Source organism: Epibacterium sp. ABV4_022, assembly GCF_056159345.1.
This window is the reverse complement of the sequence record NZ_JBSWVA010000001.1, coordinates 1,045,734-1,071,970: the sequence shown is the minus strand read 5'-3', so window position 1 is coordinate 1,071,970 and position 26,237 is coordinate 1,045,734. Positions and strand designations below refer to the sequence as shown.

The following is a 26,237-nucleotide window of genomic DNA, read 5'->3' as shown; positions in this document are numbered from 1 at the left end:
ATTCCTGCCCTCGAAACACCCGCGCCGACCAGTGTTTTGCGGGCTGTTTTCTTCGCGTGGATTGACATTCTCCCCTTGCGCGACACATTTTGCCCCGCCATAGAGCGCGATTGAACCCGTATGGAAAGGTGCCCAATTTTATGCCAGTCGTCGTCGTCGAATCCCCGGCCAAAGCCAAAACGATCAATAAATATCTGGGCTCCGACTACACCGTTCTGGCATCCTACGGCCATGTGCGCGACCTGCCGGCCAAGAACGGATCGGTCGAACCGGATGATGATTTTGCCATGACCTGGGAGGTCGGCAACGACTCCAAGAAACATGTGCGCGCCATTGCCGAGGCCCTCAAGGAAGACAACGCGCTGATCCTCGCGACTGACCCTGATCGCGAAGGCGAAGCAATCAGCTGGCACCTGCAAGAGGCGCTGACCAAGCGTCGGTCGATCAAGAAGGACACCGACGTCAAACGCGTGACCTTCAACGCCATCACCAAGGATGCGGTCGCCGAAGCGATGAAAAACCCCCGCGATGTCGATATGCCGCTGGTGGAGGCCTATCTGGCCCGGCGTGCGCTCGACTACCTTGTGGGTTTCAACCTGTCGCCCGTGCTGTGGCGCAAACTGCCCGGCGCGCGCTCTGCCGGGCGGGTGCAATCGGTTTGTCTCCGCCTCATCGTGGAACGCGAGATGGAGATCGAGGCGTTCAACCCGCAGGAATACTGGTCGGTGCGTGCAAATCTGGCCACCCCGCGCGGCCAATCGTTCGAGGCGCGCCTGACGGTGCTCGGCGGCGAGAAGCTCGACAAATTCAGCCTTGGCAATTCTACCGCAGCTGAGCTGGCGGTACAGGCGGTCAGCAGCCGCAAGCTGTCGGTGCTGTCGGTCGAGGCCAAACCGGCGGCGCGCAACCCCTCTGCGCCGTTCATGACCTCGACCCTGCAACAGGAAGCGAGCCGCAAGTTCGGCATGGGCGCAAAGCAATGCATGAATGCAGCGCAGCGTCTCTATGAGGCCGGGCTGATCACCTATATGCGGACCGATGGGATCGACATGGCCCCCGAGGCCGTCAGTGCCGCCCGCGACGAAATCGCCAAACGCTATGGCGCCGAATACGTGCCGGGCGAGCCGCGCATCTACAAGAACAAGGCCAAGAACGCTCAAGAGGCACACGAATGTATCCGCCCCACCGACATGAGCCGCGACGCGGCAAGCCTCAAGGTGACCGAGGACGATCAGCGCAAGCTTTATGATCTGATCTGGAAGCGCACGCTGGCCTGCCAGATGGCGGGTGCCCGTCTGGAGCGCACCACAGTGGACATCGGCTCTGACGACAAGCAGGTGGTGCTGCGCGCCACCGGTCAGGTCGTCATGTTTGATGGCTTCATGCGCGTCTATGAAGAAGGCCGCGACGATGTGGTGGACGAGGATGACAAGCGCCTACCCCAGATCATGCAGGGCGAGGCGCTGAAATTCGCAGGCTCTCTTGCAGCGCAGGCTGAAAAAGCCGGCAAGGACGGCTCTGTGCTGTCGCAGGATGGCGCAACGCTGGCGCTGCAGCACCACACCCAGCCCCCGCCGCGCTATACTGAGGCCACGCTGGTCAAACGTATGGAAGAATTGGGCATCGGTCGCCCCTCGACCTATGCCAGCGTCATCACCACGATCCAGGACCGCGAATATGTCCGCAAGGACAAGAACCGTCTGTTCCCCGAGGACAAGGGGCGGATCGTGACCATCTTTTTGCTGAACTTCTTCAAACGCTACGTGGAATATGATTTCACCGCCGCGTTGGAAAACCAGCTTGATGACGTGAGTGCGGGCGGCAAGGACTACAAGGAACTTCTGGACAGTTTCTGGCGCGACTTCTCGGCCGCGATTTCCGAGACCTCGGATCTGCGGATTTCCGAGGTGCTCGATGTGCTGGACGAAGCACTTGCCCCCCAGCTTTATCCGCCGCGCGAAGATGGCGGCGACCCGCGCCTCTGCCCGAAATGTGGCGCCGGGCAGCTGCACCTGAAAACCTCGCGCACCGGCGGCTTTGTCGGCTGTGGCAACTACCCCGAGTGCAACTACACCCGCCCGATCTCTGGTGAAGGCGCCGAAGGTTACGAGCGCGTTCTGGGCGAGGACGACGGCGATGAGATCCACCTGAAATCCGGTCGCTTCGGCCCCTATGTGCAGCGCGGCGAGGCGACGCCTGAAAACAAGAAACCGCCACGCTCTTCGCTGCCGAAACAGGGTAAGGACTACCTGCCGGGCTGGGGGCCTAACGATATCACGCTGGAGCAGGCGGTGACCCTGCTGACGCTGCCGCGTGAAATCGGCGCACATCCGGACGGGGGCGCCGTGTCCTCGAACCTCGGTCGTTTTGGCCCCTACATCATGCATCAGCGCCCTGACGAGGAAAAACCCGTCTATGTGAACCTCAAGGAAACGCTCGACGTCTTTGAAATCGGCATGAACCGCGCGGTGGAACTGCTGGCGGAAAAACGCGCCAATCCCGGTCGGGGCCGATCTGCCGCGGCCAAACCGCTGCGCGAGCTGGGCGAGCACCCGGATGACAAGGCGCCGGTGAACATCATGGATGGGCGCTACGGGCCCTATGTCAAATGGGGCAAGGTGAACGCCACGTTGCCCAAGGACACCGAGGCCAAGGATGTGACCATGGACATGGCGGTCGAGCTTTTGAACGAGAAGGCTGCCAAATCCGGCAAGAAGAAAGCCCCGGCGAAAAAAGCGGCGACCAAGACGACCGCTGCGAAGAAGAAAGCGCCCGCGAAAAAGAAAGCGGCCAAGGCCTCCGGCGAGTAACAGCGAGGCGGGGACGCTCCCGCCCGTCGCACCTGCATGGGTATGCAGGCCCTCCCGTTGGGCCCGGCGCCGCGCTGACGCGCGGCGTTTGGCGTTTTACATCAGTGCATTGCGCAAGAGCGCAGACATCGCGTCCTCAAAGATATCCGCGTGCCCCTGCCCCTGTGCAATCGCAAGAGCGGCGCGGTCAAATGCTGCAGAGAGAACCAGCGCGCGGGCCTCCAGCTCCGGCTCGGACAGGGAGGGTTGTGCCGCGGCAAGCCCCGCCCGCAAGGCCGCCCTGCCACCGCCGGCATCAATCCTGTCCATTTCCCTCGCCCCCAGCACCGCCGGACCATCGATCAGCAAAAGCTGTGCACGCCCCTCGCCTTGCATCGCGGCAAAGAACGCGCGGCTCCCCGCAGCCAATGCCTGCGTTTCATCCGCCTGCCCCCCGGCGGTGTCGATGGCGGTACTGACGGCCTCTGCCTCGGCTTCCACCACCGCCCGGAACAGGGCCTGCTTGTCTTCAAAGTGGTGATAGAGCGCGCCGCGCGTTGCCCCGGCCGCGCGCACGATTTCTGGTGTGCTGGCCTCGGCATAGCCTTTTTCCACAAAAAGCGCGCGCGCCGCCGCCATCAATCGCGCCCGCATTTGCGCGCGGCGTTCCGCATTCGGGGTGGATTTACTTTTTTCTTGCATACATGCAGCCTGTTTGTTTATCAAAAACATACTGCCTGTATGTTACTCACGGAGAGAGACAGATGAAACCCACTCAATTCTACCCGGTCATCCAGACGCGGAACGTCGCGGCCACGGCGCAATTTTACCAACAGCACTTTGGCTTCTCGCCCGCCTTTACGTCGGACTGGTATGTCCACCTGCAATGCGATGCCGATCCAGGCGTGAACCTCGCCATTCTCGACGGCGGGCATGAGACAATCCCCGAAACCGGGCGGGGCCTGACCAGCCATATGTTGCTGAATTTCGAGGTCGAGGATGCGCACGCGGAGTACACCCGCCTGACGGGCTGCGGCCTGGAGGTGGTGAAACCGCTCTGCGACGAGGACTTTGGCCAGCGTCATTTCATCGTCAAAGATCCCAATGGCGTTCTGATCGATGTCATAACGCCCATCGCCCCCAGCCCGGCGTTCGCCGCACAATACAGCGCCGAAGCCCTCCCCGGCTGATCCCTTCACCTTTTTGCCAAATACCTCCGCCGGAGGCACGGGGCCGCCCGGCCCCGTTTCACCATCGGTAGAAATACGCAGAACCTTCCGTATTCGTTGACTCGACAGCGCGACTGGGGCGATTAGCTTGACCCAGAGGAAATGGAAGGGAGAGTTCCATGAAAAAGGTATACGGCTCTGCCGCCGAGGCCCTGGACGGGGTGCTGTTCGACGGCATGACCATCGCGGCCGGCGGCTTTGGTCTCTGTGGCATTCCCGAACTGCTGCTTGAGGCGATCAAACAGGCGGGCACCAAGGATCTGACCTTTGCGTCCAACAATGCGGGCGTCGATGACTTTGGCATCGGCATCCTGCTGCAGACCAAACAGGTCAAGAAGATGATGTCGTCCTACGTGGGCGAAAACGCGGAATTCATGCGTCAGTACCTGTCTGGCGAGTTGGAGCTGGAGTTCAATCCGCAAGGCACCCTGGCCGAACGCATGCGCGCTGGCGGCTGCGGTATCCCCGGTTTTTATACAAAGACCGGCGTTGGCACCCAGATCGCCGAAGGCAAAGAGGTAAAGGTCTTCGACGGCGAGGAATACATTCTTGAACGCGGTATCTTTGCGGATCTGTCGATTGTGAAGGCCTGGAAGGCCGATGAGACCGGCAACCTCGTATTCCGCAAGACTGCCCGCAACTTCAACCCGCCTGCGGCCATGTGCGGCAAGGTCTGCGTAGTCGAGGTAGAAGAGATCGTGCCCACTGGCAGCCTGGACCCCGATCACATCCACCTGCCCGGCGTTTACGTGCACCGCCTGATCCAAGGCGAGCACGAAAAACGCATCGAAAAAGTGACCACCCGCCCGCGTGAGGAGGCTTGATCCATGGCTTGGGACCGCAACCAGATGGCCGCACGGGCGGCACAGGAACTCGAAGACGGCATGTATGTGAACCTCGGCATCGGCATCCCGACGCTGGTGGCCAACTACGTGGGCGACAAGGACATCACGCTCCAGTCGGAGAACGGCATGCTGGGCATGGGCCCCTTCCCCTTTGAGGGCGAGGAAGACCCGGACCTGATCAACGCCGGCAAGCAGACCATCACCGAGCTGCGCCGCACGGCGTATTTCGACAGCGCGACCTCCTTCGGCATGATCCGCGGTGGCAAGATCGCCGCCGCGATCCTGGGCGCGATGGAAGTGGCCGAAAACGGCGATCTCGCCAACTGGATGATCCCCGGCAAGCTGATCAAAGGCATGGGCGGCGCGATGGATCTGGTGGCCGGCGTGGGACGCGTGGTTGTGGTCATGGATCACACCAACAAGCATGGCGACTCCAAACTGCTGAAGGAATGCACCCTGCCCCTGACGGGCAAGGGCGTGGTGGACCGCATCATCACCAACCTCGGCGTTCTGGATGTTGTCGAAGGCGGGCTGAAAATCGTTGAGGTCGCAGAGGGCGTAACCGAGGACGAGCTGCGTGCCGCGACCGAGGCAACACTCGTCAACTAAGCGTGCTCCCTCCAACTGCGGAGGGGTGGGGGGGGCGCGGAGGGCAAATGCCCTCCGCGCCCCCCCCCGGTCGGATCGCTCTGCGATCCGATCCGGTCACCTCAGTGACCGAGGATCACGCGACCTGCCGGTTGCATGCTCAGGCCGTGTAAGAGAGCTGCCGCGGAACCTGCCTCTAGTTCATGCTCTCAAAGACACAGCCGTCCGAAATCAGGATTGGAGGGGTCGCGCACAGGTTTCGCGTCAATTGATAGGCCGCAAGAACCTTGGGCACATAATCTCGGGTTTCCGCAAACGGCGGGACACCGGAATGGGCCCGAACGGCCCCGGCCCCGGCATTATACCCGGCCAACACCAGAACCGGGTCCCCCGAAAACTCATCCATCAACTGATCCAGAAATGCGACTCCGCCCCGGATGTTGTCCTGAGCGTCAAAGGCATCAGCCACACCGAACTGGGCAGCGGTTTCCGGCATCAACTGCATCAACCCCTGAGCGCCCACCGTGCTCACCGCCTCCGGCTCTCCTCCGGATTCGACCACAAGAACCGCCAAGGCCAAAGCCGGCGACACATCCGTCCCGATTGTCGCAGTCAGCAAGGGCACGCCGTACTCCGCGATCAGATCCTGCAAATCCTGCAATCGCGGCGCCGGCACCTCGACGCGCCCTTCCAGTGCCAGCAACCCGTCCTCCAGCCGGCCGGGCGAAGCATGCTCAAGATCCGAGCCGACCTCATCCCAGAACCATGCAAACCTTGGCGTCTGAGCACTTGGCGCGATGGATCCATCGGGCTCGGCCACTGGCGTTTCATCCGACACGGCCGCAGCCGCCGTGGGATCGATCTGCACCGTTATCCGTTTCTCTGTCCCCGGAGACGGCGGCCGGACTCGCTTGGCCTGGAAATCCGCAAATGGCTCCGGAGCGCCCTGCTCCTGCGCCCAGATCGTGCTTGCGACCACAAGGCCACAGCATGTTGCCAGCACCCGCTTCATTCGATTTCCGCTCTCGTTCCACCTCTTGCCAGAGAGAATCCTGTGCCAAAGCCCGGCAGAAATCCAGCCCCGCGGCAGCGATTGGGACGGTTTTGCCACATTTGCTCCTTATTCACCGGGCGCAGACAGGTCCCCCCCAGGGAAAGCAGGGCAAATACACCATAGAATTAAACACTTACCCAATTCGCTAAGATTTTTTTAACCTAAGGGGCTTGTTTCCGGAATTCGGCCCAATTCCTGCCACGCTGACTGGAGATAACAATCACATCCAAAGCGGGACGTCATCTGAAGGTGAGAGAGCAGATGACATGAAGCGCCCCACAGGATGCCAACATTCTATCGATCCTCAGGAGGGACGAACCATGATCAAATTCTTCAAAAACTTCCGCAAAGACGAATCCGGCGCCGTGACCGTGGACTGGGTTGTGCTCTGTGCCGCCGTTGTGCTGCTGGCCGGCGTTGTCATCAGCAACCTGAAAACCGGTACCGACGCGCTGGCGACCAACACCGCGTCCTATTTGTCCGGCATCACCGTTGGCGAATAAGCCAAAGGTCGATTGATACCTCTAAAAACTAGGGGTTACAGACACTTGTTCGGGCCGCGCGACAGTCGCCGCGCCGGCCCGAACAACATCGGGGGCACCGGATTGTGAGGCTTGTGATGAAGCGGTTGAAGAACTTTCTGGTCCTTGAAGACGGGGCGGTTACCGTTGATTGGGTCGTGCTGGTCGCACTTGTGGTGGGGTTTGTGACCGTCACCTTCACAAACATCCTGGATGCGAGCGAAACCTTTGCAGGGCATATCGCGACCTATCTGACCAACTGGACATTCTGACACGAGTGCCCGCCTGATCGCCCAACACGCACCATTGCCGTCTTCCTGCACGGCCCCAAGCATACCAACCTCTTCGGCCCACGGCACCTAGGTTCCGGCTGAAACGGCACAGTCGTGGTTGCGCGACAGAAAGGGACTACCATGCGAGCGGTTTTCGGACTTGTTCTTATCGTGGGTGTCGCCCTCGCCGGCGGCGCCGTCATGATGGCCAAAAACTATATCGAAGCCCACCAGATCGCCCTGGCTCGCGAGCGCGCCAAGGGAGAGCAGTCAGTACCGACCGTTCCGGTCTATGTGGCAAATGAGAAACTTACCTATGGTCAAAAGCTGACCAAGGAGAACGTGCGCCAGATCAATTGGCCGGAAAACGCTCTCCCCGAGGGCGTATTCTCTGAAGAGACGGATCTGTTTCCCTCCGACGCCTTGAAGGATGCACGCTACGTATTGCGGACGATGGAAAAGAATGAACCGCTGTTGGCGGTCAAGGTCACCGACCCGGGCGAGGACGCCGGCATCACATCGCGCCTGGAGCGTGGCATGCGTGCCTTTGCCATCCGTGTGGATGTCGCCAGCGGTGTGTCCGGGTTCTTGCGACCGGGCGACCGTGTCGACGTTTACTGGAGCGGGGAACCGCCGCGCCGCCGTGGCGAGGACCGTCGCGGAGAGGTCACCCGCCTGATCCAGACAAATATCGAACTGATCGCAGTGGACCAGTCCGCCGGCGGCGAGGTCAATGGTGCCGTGATCGCCAGAACCGTGACGGTGACCGCGCGCCCCGAACAGGTTGCCACCCTGGCGCAGGCGCAATCCACCGGCCGCTTGTCGCTGGCCCTGGTTGGCGCCGAGGATGACACCATCGCCTCCCTCGTCGAAGTCGATCAGCGCGCGCTGTTGGGATTGGGGGAACTGGAAGCCCCGCAGCAGGCCGAAGAAGAGAAAGTCTGCACCATCCGAACCCGCCGTGGTGCCGAGGTTGTGGAAATCCCGATCCCCTGCAGCAACTAAAAGCCTGCGTTTTATTTCAGACGGTTACCAGCCTCCGCCCCCCGTTGTCCGGGGCGCGGAGGTTTGCCGTTGTGACCACGATCCAACAACGACTCTCGGTTAAAAACCACTGCGAAGTCATTGATTCTTGCAATGAAAGACGACTTGGCGCAGATTGGGTGCAAAATCGGGGCGACAAGACCCCGCATTCTGAGGCGTGATCGGAAAGGCAGGTCACATGTCAATTGGACGATTTTTTGCGGCGGCCCTGACCGGGCTGACCCTTTTCTGTGCATCCCTCCCCGACGCCAGCATGGCGCAGGGAGTAAAAGTCGTTAAGAAGGGCACCAACGCCACGCTTGATGTGCCGATGAACCGGGCTGTCGTGGTCGAGGCGGATGTCCCCTTTGCAGAGCTGAGCATCGCCAATCCGGGGATCGCCGATATTTCATCGCTCTCGGACCGCACGATCTATGTGCTGGGGAAATCGCCCGGCCTGACCACATTGACGCTTCTGGACGGCTCTGGCCGTCTGATTACCAATGTGGACGTGCGGGTCGCGGCCGATGTGAGCGAATTCAAACAACGCCTGAAACAGATCCTGCCGAACGAAAAGATCGAGGTGCGCACCGCCAATGACGGCATTGTGCTCTCTGGCAACGTCTCCAGTTCTCAGCGCCTGCAGCGCGCCCTCGACCTGGCGGAGCGCTACGCGCCGGACCGGGTCAGCAACCTGATGACCGTCGGCGGTGTCCAGCAGGTGATGCTGAAGGTCCGCTTTGCCGAGATGGAGCGCTCGGTCTCCAAATCGCTGGGCTCTTCGGTGGCATTTGGTGCAACCGATGTGCTTGGCGAAACCGGCACCTGGCTTCAGGGCGAAAACGGCCTGGCCAACCCGGAAATCGCCACGCGGGACGGTATCGCAGGGGCAACCTTCATCGGCTTTGACATCGGATCGGTGGAGTTTGGTGTCCTGCTGGAAGCACTGGAAGAAAAAGGTCTGGTTCGCACCCTGGCAGAACCCAACCTCTCCGCGCTGTCCGGGCAGGAGGCCAGCTTTCTCGCCGGTGGCGAATACCCTGTGCCGGTCTCCCAACGCGAAGGTGTCGTGACCATCGAGTTCAAACCCTTCGGGATCGAACTGAATTTCATTCCCCGCGTGGTGGATGGCGATCTTATCAATCTGGAACTCAAGGCCGCGGTTTCGGCGATCGACCCGACCAATTCGATCACCCTGGAGGGGCTGGTTATCAATGCCTTCACCCGCCGCGAAACCTCCACGACCGTGGAAATGCGCGATGGCGAGAGCTTTGCGATTGCCGGCTTGATCGAAGATGAGTTCCTCGACAACGCCGCTCAGGTGCCGTGGCTCGGTGACGTGCCCATTCTCGGCACGCTGTTCCGCAGCGCCGACTACACCCGCAACCAGAGCGAATTGGTCATCATCGTCTCCGCCCATCTGGTCACCCCGACCCGTGGCGAGGCCTTCTCGCTGCCCACGGATCGCATCAAGCCACCAAGCGAGCGCAACCTGTTCCTGCTTGGTCGCACGGAACGCACGCAGTCGGGCGCAGCCGGCGAAGTGGCAAACCAGGACTTTGATGGCTCTTACGGCTATCTCCTCGACTAACGCATAGGAACGGTGGCGCAGATGTTGAAACACGCGGCAATGATTGGACTGGCTCTGGCAACGAGCGCCTGCGCCTACAAGGAAGCCGGCGCCCCGCTGGACCAAACCTATTTCGGCTCGGCCAACGTCAACAATACCGCCGTCCAGTCCGGGGATCGCAGCTACCGCGTGCAACTGGCCAAGCGCTTTGCGTCGGAAGTGCCAAGCACGATCAACTTCGATTTCGACAGCGCCCGTCTCGATGGGGCAGCGCGTCAGGTTCTGGACCGCCAGGCGGACTGGATTCGCCAGTTCCCCGAAGTCCGGTTCCGGGTCTATGGCCACACCGATGCGGTTGGCAGCCAGGGCTACAATAAATCGCTGGGCTTGCGCCGCGCGCGCGCCGCGGTGAACTATCTGGTGGCCCGCGGGATCAGCCGCAAACGTCTGGAGGCCGTGGTCTCCTACGGGGAAACGCAGCCCCTGGTGCTGACCGACCAGCGCGAGCGCCGAAATCGCCGGACGGTGACCGAAGTCAGCGGCTTTGTCGCGGCCCGCGTCAATCAGCTGGATGGCAAATACGCGCAAATCGTCTATCGCGATTATGTGGCAAGCGGCGTCTCCGAAACCACGCTGAGGGCCGACTCGCGACTGGACGAGTAAGACCGTTCAGGCGGCCTGATCCCGACCTGTCATGTCCCGGGCGGGCACATCACAGGCAAAGCCCCGTCGCGGTAAACTCTTTGTTAGGCATGATTAACATTCCCTACAATCGGAGTTTTTTGGCCCCAATATCGCCCAGATTGAGAACGACAGTGATCCCATAGGCGCCGTGTACCTTGTGGTGGGGGCGGCGTCGGTCCACCATCGGCATTGAGCCGGGACCGAACAATGTGGGGATACTGGCGATGACGAGTGAGAATTCGCAAAGCGAGGCTGCGCCGATCGCAGCCTGTACAATCAGCCGTGACGTCCAGAACTTCGATCTGCTGATCGAGGACATGGAAACCGTCATGGGCGAAGCCTGGGGGGACCTTGGCTTCACCGAAGCGCTTGCCTTCTTCTACCAGCCCGAAGCAGAAGCCGTGGAGTTCGTGGCCCTCGCCATGGATGCCGAGGACGAGGGCAACCTGCCGCTGATGGGGGAAATCATCACCCAGGCCAAGTCGCGCGGCATCAAGGTCATCCTGGTCGCCGAGGATGTGACCCCGGCCGCATTGCACAAGCTGCTGCGCCAGGGCGCGGACGAGTTCATCCCCTACCCGCTCCCTGAACAGGAGCTGGCGGCGGCGGTTGAACGCCTGCGTGTGCCGGAACAGCCTGTAGCACAAACGCCCGCGGCACCGGCCCGCGCGCACAAGCTGCATGCCGACAGCCAGCGCGAAGGCGCCGTCATCGTGTGTCATGGTCTGGCCGGCGGCTCTGGCGCGTCGACATTTGCCGTCAACCTCGCTTGGGAGTTGGCGGAACTGACACCATCGGAACGCCCCAGCGTCTGCCTTCTGGATCTTGATCTGCAAACCGGCTCGGTCTCGACCTATCTCGACCTGCCGCGCCGCGAGGCGGTGATGGAGATGCTGAGCGAAACCGAAGCCATGGATGAAGACATCTTTGGCCAGTCGCTGGTGTCCTTTCAGGACAAGCTCCAGGTGCTGACCGCGCCTGCGGACATGGTGCCGCTGGAATTCATCACCCCCGAGGACATTCTGCGCGTGGTGGAAATGGCGCGCAGCCATTTTGACTTTGTCGTCATCGACATGCCGCACACGCTGGTGCAATGGACCGAAACCGTGCTCACCCTCTCGCATGTCTATTTTGCGATGATCGAGCTGGACATGCGGTCCGCCCAGAACGCCCTGCGGGTCAAGCGGGCGTTGCAATCGGAGGACCTGCCCTTTGAAAAGCTGCGCTTCCTGCTGAACCGGGGTCCGAAATTCACCGACCTGAATGGCAAAAGCCGGGTCAAACGACTGGCAGAAAGCCTGGGTATTTCCATTGACGTCCAGCTGCCGGATGGTGGGAAAACCATTCTTCATAGCTGCGATCACGGCCAGCCGCTGGCGATCTCCGCACCAAAGAACCCTCTGCGCAAGGAAATCGCCAAACTGGCAAAGAGCCTGCATGAGTTGGGGCGGTCTGACGCGGAAGCGGCCTGAAAGGGCACGTGAACACCTGGGGGTAACAAGATGTTTTCCAAGTACAAGAAACCGGCCGCAGCACCCGTGGCCGCAGCGCCAAAACCCGCAGCGGCCCCCGTTGAGGCGCCGGTCGAAGGCGTCAAGACCATGCTGCGACGTCCCGCCCAGCGCAAGACGGCCGAGGCGGCCCCCCAGGATCGCGAGCGCAAGCGCAAGGAACGCCTGGGCGAGATCAAGATCGAGCTGCATCGTGAATTGCTCGAAAACCTGAACCTTGCCGCGCTGGAGAAGGCCTCCGAGGCGGACCTGCGCAACGAGATTGCGTCGATTTCGAGCGAAGTGCTCCAGGACAAGAACATCGTCCTCAACCGCGAGGACCGGCAGCAACTCAACAAGGAGCTGTATGACGAGGTCACCGGCCTCGGGCCGCTGGAAACGCTGCTGAAAGACGACAGCGTGTCGGATATCCTGGTCAACGGACCGCAGCAGATCTTTATCGAGCGTGGCGGCAAACTGGAACTCTCCGACGTCACCTTCAAGGACGAGCGTCACCTGATGCGGATCATCGACAAGATCGTCTCTGCTGTGGGGCGGCGCGTGGATGAATCAAACCCCTATGTGGACGCCCGTCTTGCCGATGGCTCGCGCTTTAACGCCATGGTGCCGCCGATCGCCGTCGACGGATCGCTGGTTTCGATCCGGAAGTTCAAAAAAGATAAGCTCGGCATCGACGACCTGGTGAATTTCGGCGCCTTCACAGAAGAAATGGCTGCATATCTGCAAGCGGCGGTTTCCACCAGGCTGAACGTGATCGTCTCGGGCGGCACCGGGTCGGGCAAGACGACAACCCTGAATGCGCTGTCGAGCTTCATCGACAATTCCGAACGCATCCTCACCATCGAGGATACGGCGGAATTGCAGCTGCAGCAGACCCATGTGGGCCGGATGGAGAGCCGCCCGCCCAACGTCGAGGGCAAGGGCGAGGTGTCGCCGCGCGACTGTCTCAAGAACGCCCTGCGGATGCGTCCCGACCGCATCATCGTCGGCGAGACCCGCGGCGCCGAGGTGATCGACATGCTGCAGGCGATGAACACTGGCCACGACGGGTCGATGACCACGATTCACGCCAACTCCGCCCGCGACGGGATTTCGCGTCTTGAGAATATGATCGCCATGGCCGGTATCGAAATGCCGATCAAGGCGGTGCGCAGCCAGATCGCCTCCGCTGTCAATCTGATCGTCCAGGCCTCGCGTTTGCAGGACGGGTCCCGCCGGATGACCTCGATCACCGAGGTCACCGGAATGGAGGGCGATGTGATTTCCATGCAGGAGATCTTTCGCTTCCAGCGCGTAGGCCTGACGCCCGACAACAAGATCATCGGCCATTTCACCGCAACCGGTGTGCGCAGCCACTTCTCCGAACGCTTCCGTCTCTGGGGATATGACCTGCCGCCTTCGATCTATGAACCAACCGTGATGGAGACCCGCTGATGCAGATCGGGATTGAACCACTTATCTACGGGCTGATCTTCGTCGGGGTTCTGGTCCTGGTCGAAGGGCTCTATCTTGTCACCTTTGGTAAATCGATCAGCCTGAACAGCCGCGTCAACCGACGGCTGGAAATGCTGGAAAAGGGCGCCAACCGCGAGCAGGTTCTGGAACAGCTCCGCAAGGAGATGCGACAGCATCTGAAATCGCAGTCGATCCCGCTCTATTCCCTGCTGGCCGAACGCGCCCAAAAAGCCGCCATTGCCTTCACGCCGCAGCAGCTGATTCTCATCATGGTCGCATTGGGCGGGATTGCCTTTGTCGGCCTCAGCATCGGCACGCAGGCGGATACCTCCGTGCGTGCCCTCGCCTCTGTCGTGATCGGCGTCGGCGCGGTCTTCGTCTGGGTAAACTCCAAGGCCAAGAAACGCATGGCCGTGCTGGAAGAACAGCTTCCCGACGGGGTCGAACTGATGGTGCGCAGCCTGCGCGTGGGGCATCCGTTCTCCTCTGCGATTCAGATGGTCGCCAAGGAGGTCGAGGACCCGCTGGCGACCGAATTTGGCATCATCGCCGATGAATGCGCCTATGGGCGCGACGTCGGCGAGGCGCTGAAAGAGATGGCTGAACGCCTCGACATGCAGGATTTGCGGTTCTTGTCCGTCGCCGTCACCATCCAGCAGCAGTCCGGCGGCAACCTGGCCGAGGTTCTGGCCGGCTTGGCCAAGGTGATCCGGGCGCGCTTCCGGCTGTTTCGCCGGGTGAAGGCGATCACCGCCGAGGCGCAGTGGTCGGGCAAGTTCCTTTCGGGCTTTCCGCTGTTCTGCCTGGTGTTCACCCTGTTCAACGATCCCCACTACTACGACAACGTGCTGGACCATCCCTGGTTCATTCCCGCCTGTTTCGTGGTCGGGGTGATGCTGACCGCCAATATCTTTGTGATGCGCATGCTCACCAACATCAAAGTCTGAGGATCGACCATGAACCCGCTGACCGCCGTGCAGGATATTCTGATCAACCAGTTCGGAGAACTCGGGCCCTTGCTGGCGCTGGGATGCCTCGGCATTCTGCTGGTTGCGGTGGCGGTGGGGCTGATCCTCAATCAGCCGGAAGACCCGCTGAAGAAACTTCAGCGCAGCCTGTCCGAAACGCAATCCTCGGCGCCGCAAAAGGACCGCCTGCGCCAGGCCAACCGCAACGAGCAATTGCAGAAGTTTGCCAATTTCCTCGAACCGCAGAACGAGGAAGAGCTCTCCGCGATGGAACTCAAGCTGCGCCAGGCAGGCTATCAGTCCAAGGACGCGGTGCGGCTGTTTCACTTTGCGCAGTTTGCCCTGGGCCTGATCGGGCTCGGGCTTGGCCTGTTCTATGTCTACGGGCTGAACGCCGATATGGAGTACAGCTCGCAGGATATGATCCTGCGGATCGCCGGCCCCGCCGGGGCCAGCTATTTCCTGCCGCGCTATTGGGTGAACCGCCGGATCGACCAGCGCAAGCAGGCCATCACCCGCGCCTTTCCCGATGCGCTCGATATGATGCTGGTCTGCGTGGAGGCCGGCCAGTCCCTGGATCAGGCGATCGTCCGCGTCGGCAATGAGCTGCGCGCCTCCTACCCCGAACTGGCGGAAGAATTCGAAATCGTCGCTTATGAAATGAAGGCCGGCAAGGAAAAGGACAAGGTACTGCGCGACATGGCCACCCGTTGCGGCGTGCAGGACGTGTCGTCCTTTGTGACGGTGATGATCCAGTCCGCAACCTTCGGCACATCGATCGCCGATGCGCTTCGGGTCTATGCGGCGGAAATGCGCGACAAACGCGTGATGCGCGCCGAAGAGGCCGCAAACAAGTTGCCAACAAAAATGACCCTTGCCACAATGGGCCTGACCGTACCACCGCTGCTGATCATCCTGGTTGGACCCTCCGTCGAGGGGATCTCGAACCTGGGGAAACAAGGCACCTTGCCGTGACAAGAACACCATGACCACCCGGACCAGACGCACCCACCTATTTCGTCTGATCCCACCTGCGACCGTCACCTGTGCGCTTGCGCTGGTGGCGGCTTGCGTATCAGCGCCTGCGCGCAACGGCCTGTCCCTGACAGACGATCAAGGCGTTTGGGCCCCGGGCGTAAACCCGACAAAAGACGCCGTGAACGGGCTGGATGTGGGCCACCGCCTGATGGCCGCCGGGCAATACGAACTGGCCATCGACGCCTTCAACAGAGCGGCGCTGAACGAGGGGCTGACGCCCGAGGTGCTGTCCAGCCTTGGCACGGCGAACCTCGGGCTCGGCCGTCTGGGCCAGGCCGAAGACCTGCTGCGACGCGCGGTCCGGGACGCGCCGGAATGGCCCGAGGCGCTGAACAACCTTGGCGTGGTCCTGATGGAACAGGGCAAACATGCCGAGGCCGAGCAGATCCTGCGGCGCGCCTATGCGCTGGACAATGGCGAAAGTGACGCAATCCGCGATAATTTGCGGCTGGCCCTCGAAAATCTTGACAACCCCGGGCATACTGCCGCCACCGGCGAGGAGTTTAAACTGGTGCGCAGGGGGGGCGGCGTCTACCGCATCCAGACGACACCGTGACATCGCCAGAGGCAGAGCAGAAAAGGACGCAGCAAAATGCGCCATATGGGTCTATTGTCCGCAGGGCTGGTCGGGGCACTGTTCCTGTCCGCCTGTAGCAAGGAAATCGACAAGGAAGCCGTGGAGCGCGCGCTTCAGGACGTCAATGTCATCGATGAAAGCAACCTCAACAGCGTCATCCTGAACAGCTCCGATCCGAATGAAGCGGTGTCCTATTTCCAGCGCGGCGTCGCCGAAAACCCGGATCGTATCGACATGCACCGCGGCCTTGCCACCTCGCTGATCCGCGCCAAACGCTACACCGAGGCCGCCGCCGCCTGGCAACGCGTGGCAGGGCTGCCCGACTCCACCGATGAGGATCGCGTGAACCTCGCCGATGCGCTGATCCGCACCAACGAATGGGATCAGGCCCGCAAGACCCTCGATACCGTGCCGCCGACGCATGAGACCTACAAGCGCTACCGGCTGGAAGCGATGATTGCAGACAGCGAAGAGAACTGGAAAGCCGCCGACAGTTTCTATGAAACCGCGATCGGGCTGACCACGACCCCTGCCGGCGTGTTCAACAACTGGGGCTACTCGAAACTCACGCGCGGTGATTTCACCGGCGCCGAACGCCTGTTTGGCGAGGCCCTGCGTCAGGATCCCAACCTGTTCACCGCCAAGAACAATCTGGTTCTGGCCCGCGGCGCCCAGCGCAACTACAGCCTGCCGGTGATCTCGATGACCCAGGTCGAGCGGGCGCAACTGTTGCACACCATGGCCCTGTCGGCCGTGAAACAGGGCGATGTGAATACCGGCGAGGGTTTGCTGCGCGAAGCGATCGAAACTCACCCGCAGCATTTCGAAGCCGCCTCACGCGCGCTCGAAGCGCTGGAAAACGGCTGATCGGAGCACCCCAATGCAATTCCCGGCCCAGGCTGCCCTGTGGTTTCTGCCTTTTGTCGCGCCGCTGTGCTTTATCGTGGCGCTGACCGACCTGCGCGAAATGCGCATTCCCAACTGGACGGTGGACTCTCTGGCCGCGCTCTATGTCCTGTTGGGCATGCTGGTGATGCCAAGCTGGACAGAATACGGCTGGCAGTTGCTGCATCTGCCGGTCGGGCTGGCCATCGGGTTCCTGATCTATGCTGCGGGTCTGGTGGGGGCTGGTGACGCAAAGTTCGCCGGCGCGGCGGCACCCTATGTCGCGCTGGCAGATCTCTCCGATGTTGCGGTGATCTTTGCCTTCACCCTCCTGAGCGGTTTTCTCGCCCATCGGATTGCCCGCCATACCCCGCTGCGCCGCTTTGCGCCGGGCTGGAAGAGCTGGGATGCGGGCAGCAAGTTTCCCATGGGCCTGTGCCTCGGCGCGACGCTTGCGATCTATCTTTGCCTGGCGGCCTTTTACTCCGGTTGACAGGGCGACACCCGCGGAGCTCCCAAACGCGCCGGATCTTGCGCACAATCGGCCTCGCTCTTCGTGGAAATGATGCACCGATGCCGTGGTCTTGCCACAGTGTTGAATATTCTCTGTTGCAATCGCCGCGGCCCGGGGAACGCGTGACCCACGGGCCAGGATGGGACCGTCATTGCAACAGAGGAACCGCCGCAAGATGAACATGCAGAACCTGACCGTCATGGCGCCCCCCGCTCCCAAGGGCCTGGCCGAAATGCGGCTGCCGCTGGTGATGATGCGGGACATCCTGCTGAAGACCATGTTCCGCAAGACCCTCGATACGGTTACCGAACTGTCGGAAGCGATCTGCCTGCCCACATCGGTGACGCAGGAGCTGATCGACATCGCCCGCGAACAGAAGCTGCTGGAGGCCACCGGGACGCTCAATGCGAACTCCGGCAACGAAATGGGCTATCAGCTGACCGACGCGGGCAAGTCCCGGGCGCTGGATGCCCTGGCGCAGTCGGAATATTTCGGTGCGATGCCGGTACCGCTGGAGACCTACCGCGAACAGGTCAAGCGCCAGTCGATCCGCAATATCATGGTAACACGGCAGCAACTCACCGCCGCCATGGGGCACCTGATCCTGCCGGACACGCTGCTGGATCACCTTGGTCCTGCTGTCAGTGCCGGGCGCTCGATCCTGATGTATGGCCCGCCGGGGAACGGTAAATCGTCGATCTCGAACGGGATTCGCGACGCGCTTGGGGATCGTGTGTTTGTACCCCGCGCGATCGAATATGCCGGTCAGGTCATCACCGTCTACGACCCGATCGTCCATAACGCCGTTGCACCGGAAGAAGACGACCCCAATGCGCTGCGCAAGCGGCGGCGGTTCGACGAGCGCTATGTCTGCTGCGAACGCCCGACCGTCGTCACCGGTGGTGAGCTGTCCCTGTCGATGCTGGACCTCGTCTACAACCCGACCGCGCGCACCTACCAGGCGCCGTTGCAGCTGAAATCCACCGGCGGCATATTCATCGTCGACGACCTCGGGCGCCAGGCCGAAAGCCCCCAGGCGCTGGTCAACCGCTGGATCGTGCCACTGGAAGAGAGCAAGGACATCCTCGCCCTGCAATCTGGTGAGAAATTCGAGGTCCCCTTTGACACGCTGGTGATCTTCTCCACCAACTTTCACCCCAACGAGATCTTCGACCAGGCGGCCTTGCGGCGGATCTTCTTCAAAATCAAGATCGACGGGCCGGATCAGGAGAACTTCCTCAAGATCTTTGCCTTGGTGGCCCGCAAGAAGGGTGTTCCCCTCGACGAAGCGGCACTGGTCCATCTGCTGAAGCACAAATACCCCACGATCAACAATGTCTATGCCAACTATCAGCCGGTGTTCCTGATCGACCAGATGATCTCGATCTGCGAGTTTGAGGGCATCCCCTACCAGATGTCGCCAGAGCTGATTGATCGTGCCTGGGCCAATATGTTCGTCAAGGACGAGACGATCGTCAAATAACCCCAAAACCACCAGTCCGACCCGCTACACCGACGCCGCGAAGGGGGGCCTCCCGCCCGTCGCCGGATCAGTACTGATCCGCTCCCGTTGGGCCCGGCACCGTGCCACGGCACGGTGCCGCAGTCTGCCCGGGGGCAGGCTGCATGGGAGACGACGCGAGCGGCATTTACCCCTGTCAGGTTCCTGTCCAGGCCTTCGCTGGCGCAGCGTATTCCCATGATCCAAATAACCTTTGGTCGCGGCACCGATCCGGACTAAATGGGGAACATGGAAACGCTACCCCCCCAGATTATGTCCTGGTTTTCGAGTCGTGGCTGGAGTGTACATCCGCATCAGCAGGACATGCTGCGCCGCAAGGATGATCCCGCGACGCTGCTGATCGCTCCCACCGGCGGCGGCAAGACCATGGCCGGGTTTCTGCCGACCCTGTGCGAACTGGCCGATGGCATGCATGACGGCCTGCATACGCTCTATGTCTCGCCGCTGAAGGCGCTGGCGACCGACATCAAGCGCAACCTCACCGGCCCGGTCGCCGAGATGGGCCTGCCGGTCCGGATCGAGGACCGCACCGGCGACACCTCTTCCGCGCGCAAGCGCCGCCAGCGGGCCGACCCGCCGCATATCCTGCTGACCACGCCGGAAAGTCTTGCCCTGATGGTGTCATATGAGGATGCCGCACGCACCTTCAAAGGGCTGCAGAGGGTGATCGTGGACGAGGTCCATGCGTTGGCCGAAAGCAAACGCGGCGATCAGCTGATGCTGGCGCTGAGCCGCCTGCAGGCGCTCTGCCCCGATCTGCGCCGCGTCGGGCTGTCGGCGACGGTGGATGACCCGGCCGCGATTGCAAACCGGTTGGCACGCCACCCCGATCCCTGCCCGATCTACATGGCGGACCCGGGGCCAGCCCCGAACATTCGCATGCTGGACGTGGCAGAAGCGCCACCCTGGGCTGGCGGCGGCGCGGCCTATTCCATTCCCGCCGTGCTCGAACAGATCCGCGCACACCGCACGACGTTGATCTTCCACAACACCCGTGCGCAGGCGGAAATCTTCTTTCACAACCTATGGCTTGCCAATGACGAGGGGCTGCCCATCGGCATTCATCACGGCTCGCTCGACCGGGTGCAGCGCGAACGGGTCGAGGGCGCCATGGTGCGCGGAGAACTCCGCGCGGTGGTCTGTACCGGCTCGCTCGATCTCGGGATCGACTGGGGGGATGTGGACCTGGTGATCCAGATTGGCGCCCCGAAGAACGTCAAGCGGCTGGTGCAGCGGATCGGGCGCGCCAACCACCGCTACAACGCGCCCTCCAAGGCGCTGTTGGTGCCCGCGAACCGCTTTGAGGTGGTCGAATGCCGCGCCGCTCTCGAAGCTGCCCGCGCGGGCGATCTCGATGGTGATCCCCTGCCCCCGGGGCCGCGGGATGTGCTGTGCCAGCACATCCTGATCGCCGCCTGCGCCGGAGCGTTTGCCGCCGATGATCTTTATGCCGAGATCACCAGCGCCGGGGCCTATGCAGGGCTCACGCGTCCCGAATTCGACGCCTGCCTCGATTTCTGCGCCACCGGCGGCTACGCCCTGCGCGCCTACGACCAGTGGCAGCGGCTGGTGCAGCACCCGGACGGGCGCTGGCAGTTGCGCGATCCGCGCGCGGCGGCGCGCATCCGGATGAACCTCGGCACCATTCAGGACACCGACACGCTGAAAGTCCGCTTGCGCCGCAGCAGGGGCGGCAAACCACTCGGCGAGATCGAAGAGGGATTTGCCGCCACCCTCACCCCCGGCGATACCTTCCTGATCGCCGGCCAGATCGTGCGCTATGAGGGGCTGCGGGACATGACTGTCGAGGTCACCCGCAATGCCGCCAGAAAACCCAAGGTCGCCACCTTCAACGGCACCAAATTTGCAACCTCCACTCAGCTGTCCGAGCGCATTCTGCGCATTCTGAACCAGGATCACTGGCCGGATCTACCTGACCACACCGCCGAATGGCTGACGCTCCATCGCGAGGTCTCGCAGATGCCGCGCGCAGGGCGCCTGCTGGTGGAGAGTTTCCCCCATGACGGGCGCGAATATATCTGTGCCTACGGGTTCGCAGGACGCAACGCGCAACAAACCCTGGGCCTGCTGCTGACAAAGCGGATGGAAGAGCTTGGCCTTGATCCGCTTGGCTTTGTGGCCTCTGACTATGCCACGCTGATCTGGGGTCTGGAACCGGTACAGGATGCAGACGCGCTTCTGGATCGCACCGCCCTGCGTGAGGGACTGGAGGGCTGGTTGGCCGAGAACGCCGTCATGAAACGCGCCTTTCGCAGCGCTGCCACCATCGCCGGGCTGATCGAGCGCAACCTGCCGGGACAGCGAAAATCAGGCCGGCAGGCGACGTTTTCCTCCGACATCCTCTATGACACGTTGCGCAAATACGATCCCGACCACCTGCTGCTCGACATCACCCGCGAGGAGGCGTTGCGCGGGCTGGTGGATTTTGGACGAATCGAGGACATGATGGATCGTGTGGGCGACCGGATCGATCTGCTGCGCCTGCATCGGATCTCTCCTCTTGCAGCGCCGCTGTTGCTAGAGGTGGGAAAGATCCCGATCAAGGGCGCCGGTGTCGAACGGTTGATGGCTCAGGAGGCGGAAACCCTGATGCGCGCGTCAGGGCTTGCGGATCTGGCCCAATAACGCCATTCCCTGCGCGCATGAACACGACAACATCCGCCGGCTATGCCTTTTCGTTTCATGGCGCCGCACTTTGTGCGCTAGCTGCACGTGCGCTCTGGTGGCCGCAAGAAACGACATTGGTGGTCTCCGACCTGCATCTTGGCAAATCCGAGCGGGTCGCACGCCGGACGGGAGTGTCGCTGCCCCCCTATGAGACACGTGATACGCTGGACCGGCTGGAGGGGCTGATTGCGGAATTGTCACCCAAACGGGTGATCTGTCTCGGCGATAGCTTTGACGATGATCGCGCGGCCAAGAGCCTTGGCCCCCAGGACAAGGCCCGCCTGTCGGCGCTGATGCAGGGGCGACACTGGATATGGGTGGAGGGAAACCACGACCCCACCCCGCCGCCGCTGGGCGGCGAGGCCGTGGCGCAATTCAGCCTCGGGTCATTGATCTTTCGACATATCGCGACCCCGCAGGGCGTTGGTGAAATCAGTGGCCACTACCATCCCAAGGCCAGCCTGCGCGGGCAATCACGCCCGGCCTTCCTCATGGATCGCAACCGGCTGATCCTGCCGGCCTTCGGCACCTATACTGGCGGGCTGCGCAGCACCGACCCGGCACTCACCGCGCTGATGGAGAAGCAGGCTCTGGCCATTCTGACCGGAGCGCGCGCCCTGCCCTACCCGATGCCCCGATAACGCAAGAACGGCGCGCCTGATGGGGCACGCCGTTCCTTCATCTTTTTGCAAATACCTCCGCCGGAGGCCGCGACGCAGTCGCGTCGCTTCAGGCGGTCAGCCCTTCGGGCTCGGCCAGGTTATTGGCACGGCAGCAGGCAGTGACTGTGTTTGCCAGCAGGCAGGCAATGGTCATCGGCCCCACGCCACCGGGCACCGGCGTGATCGCGCCGGCGCGTGCCGCTGCGCTCTCATAATGCACATCCCCGACCAGACGGGTCTTGCCTTCGCCCTTTTCCGGTGCGTCGATCCGGTTGATACCCACGTCGATGACGGTGGCGCCTTCCTTGATCCAGTCCCCGGGCACCATTTCGGGCCGCCCCACGGCGGCCACGACGATATCGGCGCGGCGCACTACGTCCGGCAGGTCTTTGGTCCGCGAATGGGCGATGGTCACGGTGCAGCTGTCACCCAGCAAAAGCTGCGCCATCGGCTTGCCCACGATGTTGGAACGCCCGACCACAACCGCATCCAGGCCAGACAGAGACCCGTGATGGTCCCGCAGCATCATCAGACAGCCAAGCGGGGTGCAGGGCACCATGGATTTCTGTCCCGTGCCCAGCAGACCCACGTTGGAGATGTGAAACCCGTCGACATCCTTTTCCGGCGCGATGGAATTGATGACCAGATCCTCGTCCAGATGTTTCGGCAGCGGCAGCTGAACCAGAATGCCGTGCACCGCCGGATCGGTGTTGAGCTGGTCGATCAGCGCCAGCAGATCCGCCTCGGAGGTCTCCGCATCGAGTTTGTGCTCGAAGGAGTTCATGCCGACCTCGACGGTCTGCTTGCCCTTGGAGCGCACATAGACCTGCGACGCGGGATCTTCGCCCACCAGCACCACGGCGAGCCCCGGGGTGATGTCGTGCTCTTCCTTCAGGCGGGAGACATGCTCTGCCACCTGACCGCGGACCTTGGCCGCAAAGGCCTTACCGTCAATGATTTCTGCTGCCATCGTTTTGTTCCTTGTCACGGTGCAGACCCGTCGTTCGGGCGCTGCTCAAGTCTCCGGGATGTCCCGCGCCTCGCGCGAAATCGACCAATCCACCATGTCGCGCCAGATGCGCTCTACCAGACGCGGATCAAGACCCTCGGCCTCGGCCACCCGGCACGCGTTGGCGACAACCTCCTCCACCCGGGACTGGATGCGTGCCGGCCATCCATTGGCCTGCTTCAGTGTCACAGCGCGATCAATATAGTCGGCACGATCCCGAAGCAGCTTCACCAGTTCCACGTCGATGGCATCGATCGCCTGACGCAGTTCGGACATGTCGGCACAGTCTTGCGGCGGTTTGCGGTGGGTCATCTCTCTTTCAAAACTCCTACGGCCCGAGGCATATGCCCCGGGCCGCAGATTGCCCATTTCGAGCCTTAGAACAAGCCTTCGATCAGACCTTCTTCGTTCAGGCGGATGCTTTCCGCCGCCGGGGTGCGCGGCAGACCCGGCATGGTCATGATCTCGCCGCAGACAACCACGATGAAGCCAGCACCCGCAGAGAGGCGGACCTCACGCACCGGCACCGAGTGACCGGTGGGCGCACCGCGCAGGTTCGGATCGGTCGAGAAGGAATACTGGGTCTTCGCCATGCAGACCGGCAGATGGCCATAGCCCGCGTCTTCCCACTCTTTCAGCTGGTTGCGGATCTTCGCATCGGCCAGAACCTCGTCGGCGCGGTAGATGCGCTTGGCGATGGTTTCGATCTTCTCGAAGAGCGGCATCTCGTCCGGATAGAGCGGACCGAAGTTGGCGGAGCCGCCTTCGACCAGTTCCACGACCTTTTCGGCCAGCGGCGCGGAGCCTTCGGAGCCCAGTTCCCAATGGCGGGACAGAACCGCCTCGACACCGTGGGAAGCCACATATTCCTTCACCGCATCGATTTCCGCATCGGTGTCGGTGACGAAGTGGTTGATCGCGACAACCGCCGGCACACCGAAGGATTTCACGTTCTCAATGTGGCGGCCGAGGTTGGCGCAGCCGTTCTGAACCGCTTCGACGTTCTCGGCACCGAGATCCGCCTTGGCAACGCCGCCGTTCATCTTCATCGCGCGCACGGTGGCCACGATCACCACCGCGGAGGGGGCGATACCGGCCTTGCGGCACTTGATGTTCATGAACTTCTCTGCGCCGAGGTCAGCGCCGAAACCGGCTTCGGTCACCACGTAGTCCGCCACTTTCAGCGCGGTTTTGGTGGCGATGACGGAGTTACAGCCGTGCGCGATGTTGGCAAACGGGCCGCCGTGCACAAACGCCGGGTTGTTTTCCAGGGTCTGCACCAGGTTCGGCTGCATCGCGTCCTTCAGGAGAACGGTCATTGCGCCTTCGGCCTTGATGTCGCGGCAGTAGACCGGGGTCTTGTCGCGGCGGTAGGCGACGATGATGTCGCCGAGACGCTTTTCCAGATCCTTCAGGTCGTTTGCGAGGCAAAGGATCGCCATGACTTCGGAGGCCACGGTGATGTCAAAACCGGTTTCGCGCGGGAAGCCGTTGGACACGCCACCGAGGGAGGCGGTGATCTGGCGCAGGGCGCGGTCGTTCATGTCGACCACACGACGCCATGCAACGCGGCGGATGTCGATTTCCTGCTCGTTGCCCCAGTAGATGTGGTTGTCGATCATGGCCGACAGCAGCGAGTGAGCGGAGGTGATCGCGTGGAAGTCGCCGGTGAAGTGGAGGTTCATTTCCTCCATCGGAACGACCTGCGCGTTGCCGCCACCAGCTGCGCCGCCCTTCATGCCGAAGTTCGGGCCGAGGGACGCTTCGCGGATGCAGATCATCGCGTTCTTGCCGATGCGGTTCAGGCCGTCACCCAGACCGACGGTGGTGGTGGTCTTGCCTTCACCCGCCGGAGTCGGGTTGATCGCGGTCACCAGGACCAGCTTGCCGTCTTCCTTGCCCTGCACGGAGTCGATGAACTCCTGGCTCACCTTGGCCTTGTCGTGGCCATAGGGCAGAAGGTCTTCGTTTTTCATGCCCAGTTTGGCGCCGATCTCCTGGATCGGGAGCTTGTTCGCCGCGCGGGCGATTTCAATGTCACTCTTGTAGCTCATGGCCTGGTTCCTAAGTGTCGAGTTGGCAGGGGCCGGCCACTGGGACCGGCGACTGCCCTACGCTTAGCCCTTCACAAAAAAACCGCGCCATTGGTTTCCGACATAATTGCGCTTCAGAGCGTCTTTGATCGGTTTCGAACCGCCCCGGACCCGAGGCCGTGGGACATATTCTTCCCCGTGGGATCAGGAACCAGCGCTCCAGGCCCGTTGATCCGGCACGAACAGCCGCAGAGTGTCTCCCAGCTTCAGCCGTCCCGGACGCTCCACCCATGCGGTGATTCCCCGCCGGCCCTGGGCTGCCGCCTTGAACTTGGGACCAAAGCCAGCATGGTCCTTTTCGATCTCGCGACCGGGAAGCACACAGGGGCGGTTCTCGATATCTGTGGTGAGGGTGACGCCATCCGGCCCCTGCAAACGCGAGCTGGGAGGCACATGGGTGAAATCCGGAATGCCCCGGACAACCAATGTCGCACCGAGATAGCGCGGATCGAGCTGGCCAAGACCCATGTCATCGGCAATCTGCGTCAGCTCTTCTTCCGAGAGAATGGTCACCTGGCGGGTGTTCCGGATCTCGGTTCCCGGCGCATAGAGGTTTTTCACCCGCACGCAGGACGGGCGCTGCGCGCCCGCGTGCCGTTCGCCGGTCAGGCCGTGAAATCCGAATTCCAGATCATCGCGCAGATCGGCCTGAATGCCGCCATCGGCCGGGACGATCCCCATCCAGGTGACCTCTGCGCTGAATTCGGTTTCGCGTAAAACGGGCATGGTGATGTCTTTCT

Annotated in this window: 25 protein-coding genes; 19 read left to right on the top strand and 6 right to left on the bottom strand. The window is 62.0% G+C overall.

Going from position 1 to position 26,237, the window contains the following annotated elements; translation table 11 throughout:
- Window positions 1-140: 140 nt before the first annotated feature.
- Window positions 141-2,810, top strand: a complete 2,670-nt coding sequence (topA, locus tag ACXAF5_RS05145) for a type I DNA topoisomerase (protein WP_474945776.1) — start codon at window positions 141-143, stop codon at window positions 2,808-2,810.
- A gap of 96 nt (window positions 2,811-2,906) precedes the next feature.
- Here topA and ACXAF5_RS05140 read toward each other — a convergent pair whose 3' ends face one another.
- Complete coding sequence (locus ACXAF5_RS05140) at window positions 2,907-3,491, bottom strand: TetR/AcrR family transcriptional regulator (protein WP_474945775.1); 585 nt, start codon at window positions 3,489-3,491, stop codon at window positions 2,907-2,909.
- Between the two features lie 62 nt (window positions 3,492-3,553).
- On the opposite strand from ACXAF5_RS05140, the gene ACXAF5_RS05135 reads away from it, so the two are divergent.
- From ACXAF5_RS05135 to ACXAF5_RS05125, 3 genes are all read left to right on the top strand, one after another.
- Window positions 3,554-3,979 carry a VOC family protein gene (locus tag ACXAF5_RS05135; RefSeq protein ID WP_474945774.1) on the top strand — a complete coding sequence of 142 codons (426 nt, stop codon included), beginning with the start codon at window positions 3,554-3,556 and terminating at the stop codon, window positions 3,977-3,979.
- 158 nt (window positions 3,980-4,137) lie between these two features.
- Window positions 4,138-4,842: a CoA transferase subunit A gene (locus ACXAF5_RS05130; protein ID WP_005639212.1), complete on the top strand. Its 705-nt coding sequence runs from the start codon at window positions 4,138-4,140 to the stop codon at window positions 4,840-4,842.
- Window positions 4,843-4,845: 3 nt separating this feature from the next.
- Window positions 4,846-5,472 (top strand): 3-oxoacid CoA-transferase subunit B, encoded by a 627-nt coding sequence (locus ACXAF5_RS05125; protein ID WP_239324799.1) that lies wholly within the window; start codon window positions 4,846-4,848, stop codon window positions 5,470-5,472.
- A gap of 175 nt (window positions 5,473-5,647) precedes the next feature.
- Here ACXAF5_RS05125 and ACXAF5_RS05120 read toward each other — a convergent pair whose 3' ends face one another.
- On the bottom strand, window positions 5,648-6,463 hold the full coding sequence (locus tag ACXAF5_RS05120) for a lytic transglycosylase domain-containing protein (RefSeq protein WP_474947800.1): 816 nt from the start codon (window positions 6,461-6,463) through the stop codon (window positions 5,648-5,650).
- Window positions 6,464-6,825: 362 nt separating this feature from the next.
- Between ACXAF5_RS05120 and ACXAF5_RS05115 the strand changes: the two genes are divergently transcribed.
- The 15 genes from ACXAF5_RS05115 (at window position 6,826) to pdeM (ending at window position 22,374) form a co-directional block, all read left to right on the top strand.
- Window positions 6,826-7,008, top strand: a complete 183-nt coding sequence (locus tag ACXAF5_RS05115) for a Flp family type IVb pilin (protein WP_474945773.1) — start codon at window positions 6,826-6,828, stop codon at window positions 7,006-7,008.
- A 116-nt stretch (window positions 7,009-7,124) separates the two neighbouring features.
- A complete protein-coding gene (locus tag ACXAF5_RS05110; protein ID WP_474945772.1) occupies window positions 7,125-7,298 on the top strand; it encodes a hypothetical protein in 174 nt (57 codons plus the stop codon).
- A gap of 141 nt (window positions 7,299-7,439) precedes the next feature.
- The gene (gene cpaB, locus ACXAF5_RS05105) at window positions 7,440-8,303 is read left to right on the top strand and encodes a Flp pilus assembly protein CpaB (RefSeq protein ID WP_239363540.1); all 864 of its coding nucleotides are present in this window, start codon (window positions 7,440-7,442) and stop codon (window positions 8,301-8,303) included.
- A gap of 217 nt (window positions 8,304-8,520) precedes the next feature.
- Entirely contained in the window at window positions 8,521-9,912 is a 1,392-nt protein-coding gene (locus ACXAF5_RS05100; RefSeq protein WP_239324807.1) for a type II and III secretion system protein family protein, read from the top strand.
- 21 nt (window positions 9,913-9,933) lie between these two features.
- Window positions 9,934-10,554 (top strand): OmpA family protein, encoded by a 621-nt coding sequence (locus ACXAF5_RS05095; protein ID WP_239324809.1) that lies wholly within the window; start codon window positions 9,934-9,936, stop codon window positions 10,552-10,554.
- Window positions 10,555-10,799: 245 nt separating this feature from the next.
- Window positions 10,800-12,047: a CpaE/TadZ family protein gene (locus ACXAF5_RS05090; RefSeq protein WP_239324811.1), complete on the top strand. Its 1,248-nt coding sequence runs from the start codon at window positions 10,800-10,802 to the stop codon at window positions 12,045-12,047.
- Between the two features lie 30 nt (window positions 12,048-12,077).
- A complete protein-coding gene (locus ACXAF5_RS05085) occupies window positions 12,078-13,520 on the top strand; it encodes a TadA family conjugal transfer-associated ATPase (protein ID WP_239324813.1) in 1,443 nt (480 codons plus the stop codon).
- Entirely contained in the window at window positions 13,520-14,488 is a 969-nt protein-coding gene (locus ACXAF5_RS05080; RefSeq protein ID WP_239324815.1) for a type II secretion system F family protein, read from the top strand. Before ACXAF5_RS05085 ends, ACXAF5_RS05080 begins: the two co-directional genes overlap by 1 nt.
- 9 nt (window positions 14,489-14,497) lie before the next feature.
- On the top strand, window positions 14,498-15,484 hold the full coding sequence (locus ACXAF5_RS05075; RefSeq protein ID WP_474945771.1) for a type II secretion system F family protein: 987 nt from the start codon (window positions 14,498-14,500) through the stop codon (window positions 15,482-15,484).
- Window positions 15,485-15,494: 10 nt separating this feature from the next.
- Window positions 15,495-16,103 (top strand): tetratricopeptide repeat protein, encoded by a 609-nt coding sequence (locus ACXAF5_RS05070; RefSeq protein WP_474945770.1) that lies wholly within the window; start codon window positions 15,495-15,497, stop codon window positions 16,101-16,103.
- 36 nt (window positions 16,104-16,139) lie between these two features.
- Window positions 16,140-16,991: a tetratricopeptide repeat protein gene (locus tag ACXAF5_RS05065; protein WP_474945769.1), complete on the top strand. Its 852-nt coding sequence runs from the start codon at window positions 16,140-16,142 to the stop codon at window positions 16,989-16,991.
- Between the two features lie 13 nt (window positions 16,992-17,004).
- A complete protein-coding gene (locus ACXAF5_RS05060) occupies window positions 17,005-17,502 on the top strand; it encodes a prepilin peptidase (RefSeq protein WP_474945768.1) in 498 nt (165 codons plus the stop codon).
- A 196-nt stretch (window positions 17,503-17,698) separates the two neighbouring features.
- The gene (locus ACXAF5_RS05055; protein WP_474945767.1) at window positions 17,699-19,006 is read left to right on the top strand and encodes an ATPase; all 1,308 of its coding nucleotides are present in this window, start codon (window positions 17,699-17,701) and stop codon (window positions 19,004-19,006) included.
- Between the two features lie 267 nt (window positions 19,007-19,273).
- Window positions 19,274-21,691 (top strand): ligase-associated DNA damage response DEXH box helicase, encoded by a 2,418-nt coding sequence (locus ACXAF5_RS05050; protein ID WP_474945766.1) that lies wholly within the window; start codon window positions 19,274-19,276, stop codon window positions 21,689-21,691.
- A gap of 17 nt (window positions 21,692-21,708) precedes the next feature.
- Window positions 21,709-22,374 carry a ligase-associated DNA damage response endonuclease PdeM gene (pdeM, locus tag ACXAF5_RS05045; RefSeq protein WP_474945765.1) on the top strand — a complete coding sequence of 222 codons (666 nt, stop codon included), beginning with the start codon at window positions 21,709-21,711 and terminating at the stop codon, window positions 22,372-22,374.
- Between the two features lie 88 nt (window positions 22,375-22,462).
- Here the strand turns inward: pdeM and folD are convergent, their stop codons facing one another.
- The 4 genes from folD to ACXAF5_RS05025 form a co-directional block, all read right to left on the bottom strand.
- Window positions 22,463-23,365: a bifunctional methylenetetrahydrofolate dehydrogenase/methenyltetrahydrofolate cyclohydrolase FolD gene (gene folD, locus ACXAF5_RS05040; protein ID WP_239324840.1), complete on the bottom strand. Its 903-nt coding sequence runs from the start codon at window positions 23,363-23,365 to the stop codon at window positions 22,463-22,465.
- Between the two features lie 45 nt (window positions 23,366-23,410).
- Complete coding sequence (locus ACXAF5_RS05035) at window positions 23,411-23,716, bottom strand: chorismate mutase (RefSeq protein WP_239324842.1); 306 nt, start codon at window positions 23,714-23,716, stop codon at window positions 23,411-23,413.
- Window positions 23,717-23,781: 65 nt separating this feature from the next.
- Window positions 23,782-25,458, bottom strand: coding sequence for a formate--tetrahydrofolate ligase (locus ACXAF5_RS05030; RefSeq protein ID WP_239363567.1), 1,677 nt, complete (start codon window positions 25,456-25,458; stop codon window positions 23,782-23,784).
- A gap of 183 nt (window positions 25,459-25,641) precedes the next feature.
- The gene (locus ACXAF5_RS05025; RefSeq protein ID WP_474945764.1) at window positions 25,642-26,223 is read right to left on the bottom strand and encodes an MOSC domain-containing protein; all 582 of its coding nucleotides are present in this window, start codon (window positions 26,221-26,223) and stop codon (window positions 25,642-25,644) included.
- Between the last annotated feature and the right edge of the window lie 14 nt (window positions 26,224-26,237).

Coding starts and splice junctions, on each gene's coding strand:
- ACXAF5_RS05140 (WP_474945775.1), bottom strand. CDS start 3,491: ATGCAAGAAAAAAGTAAATCCACCCCGAATGCGGAACGCCGCGCGCAA.
- ACXAF5_RS05070 (WP_474945770.1), top strand. CDS start 15,495: ATGACCACCCGGACCAGACGCACCCACCTATTTCGTCTGATCCCACCT.
- cpaB (WP_239363540.1), top strand. CDS start 7,440: ATGCGAGCGGTTTTCGGACTTGTTCTTATCGTGGGTGTCGCCCTCGCC.
- ACXAF5_RS05065 (WP_474945769.1), top strand. CDS start 16,140: ATGCGCCATATGGGTCTATTGTCCGCAGGGCTGGTCGGGGCACTGTTC.
- ACXAF5_RS05035 (WP_239324842.1), bottom strand. CDS start 23,716: ATGACCCACCGCAAACCGCCGCAAGACTGTGCCGACATGTCCGAACTG.
- ACXAF5_RS05130 (WP_005639212.1), top strand. CDS start 4,138: ATGAAAAAGGTATACGGCTCTGCCGCCGAGGCCCTGGACGGGGTGCTG.
- ACXAF5_RS05110 (WP_474945772.1), top strand. CDS start 7,125: ATGAAGCGGTTGAAGAACTTTCTGGTCCTTGAAGACGGGGCGGTTACC.
- ACXAF5_RS05135 (WP_474945774.1), top strand. CDS start 3,554: ATGAAACCCACTCAATTCTACCCGGTCATCCAGACGCGGAACGTCGCG.
- topA (WP_474945776.1), top strand. CDS start 141: ATGCCAGTCGTCGTCGTCGAATCCCCGGCCAAAGCCAAAACGATCAAT.
- ACXAF5_RS05115 (WP_474945773.1), top strand. CDS start 6,826: ATGATCAAATTCTTCAAAAACTTCCGCAAAGACGAATCCGGCGCCGTG.
- ACXAF5_RS05125 (WP_239324799.1), top strand. CDS start 4,846: ATGGCTTGGGACCGCAACCAGATGGCCGCACGGGCGGCACAGGAACTC.
- ACXAF5_RS05050 (WP_474945766.1), top strand. CDS start 19,274: ATGGAAACGCTACCCCCCCAGATTATGTCCTGGTTTTCGAGTCGTGGC.
- ACXAF5_RS05025 (WP_474945764.1), bottom strand. CDS start 26,223: ATGCCCGTTTTACGCGAAACCGAATTCAGCGCAGAGGTCACCTGGATG.
- ACXAF5_RS05075 (WP_474945771.1), top strand. CDS start 14,498: ATGAACCCGCTGACCGCCGTGCAGGATATTCTGATCAACCAGTTCGGA.
- folD (WP_239324840.1), bottom strand. CDS start 23,365: ATGGCAGCAGAAATCATTGACGGTAAGGCCTTTGCGGCCAAGGTCCGC.
- ACXAF5_RS05030 (WP_239363567.1), bottom strand. CDS start 25,458: ATGAGCTACAAGAGTGACATTGAAATCGCCCGCGCGGCGAACAAGCTC.
- ACXAF5_RS05095 (WP_239324809.1), top strand. CDS start 9,934: ATGTTGAAACACGCGGCAATGATTGGACTGGCTCTGGCAACGAGCGCC.
- ACXAF5_RS05060 (WP_474945768.1), top strand. CDS start 17,005: ATGCAATTCCCGGCCCAGGCTGCCCTGTGGTTTCTGCCTTTTGTCGCG.
- pdeM (WP_474945765.1), top strand. CDS start 21,709: ATGAACACGACAACATCCGCCGGCTATGCCTTTTCGTTTCATGGCGCC.
- ACXAF5_RS05055 (WP_474945767.1), top strand. CDS start 17,699: ATGAACATGCAGAACCTGACCGTCATGGCGCCCCCCGCTCCCAAGGGC.
- ACXAF5_RS05085 (WP_239324813.1), top strand. CDS start 12,078: ATGTTTTCCAAGTACAAGAAACCGGCCGCAGCACCCGTGGCCGCAGCG.
- ACXAF5_RS05120 (WP_474947800.1), bottom strand. CDS start 6,463: ATGAAGCGGGTGCTGGCAACATGCTGTGGCCTTGTGGTCGCAAGCACG.
- ACXAF5_RS05080 (WP_239324815.1), top strand. CDS start 13,520: ATGCAGATCGGGATTGAACCACTTATCTACGGGCTGATCTTCGTCGGG.
- ACXAF5_RS05090 (WP_239324811.1), top strand. CDS start 10,800: ATGACGAGTGAGAATTCGCAAAGCGAGGCTGCGCCGATCGCAGCCTGT.
- ACXAF5_RS05100 (WP_239324807.1), top strand. CDS start 8,521: ATGTCAATTGGACGATTTTTTGCGGCGGCCCTGACCGGGCTGACCCTT.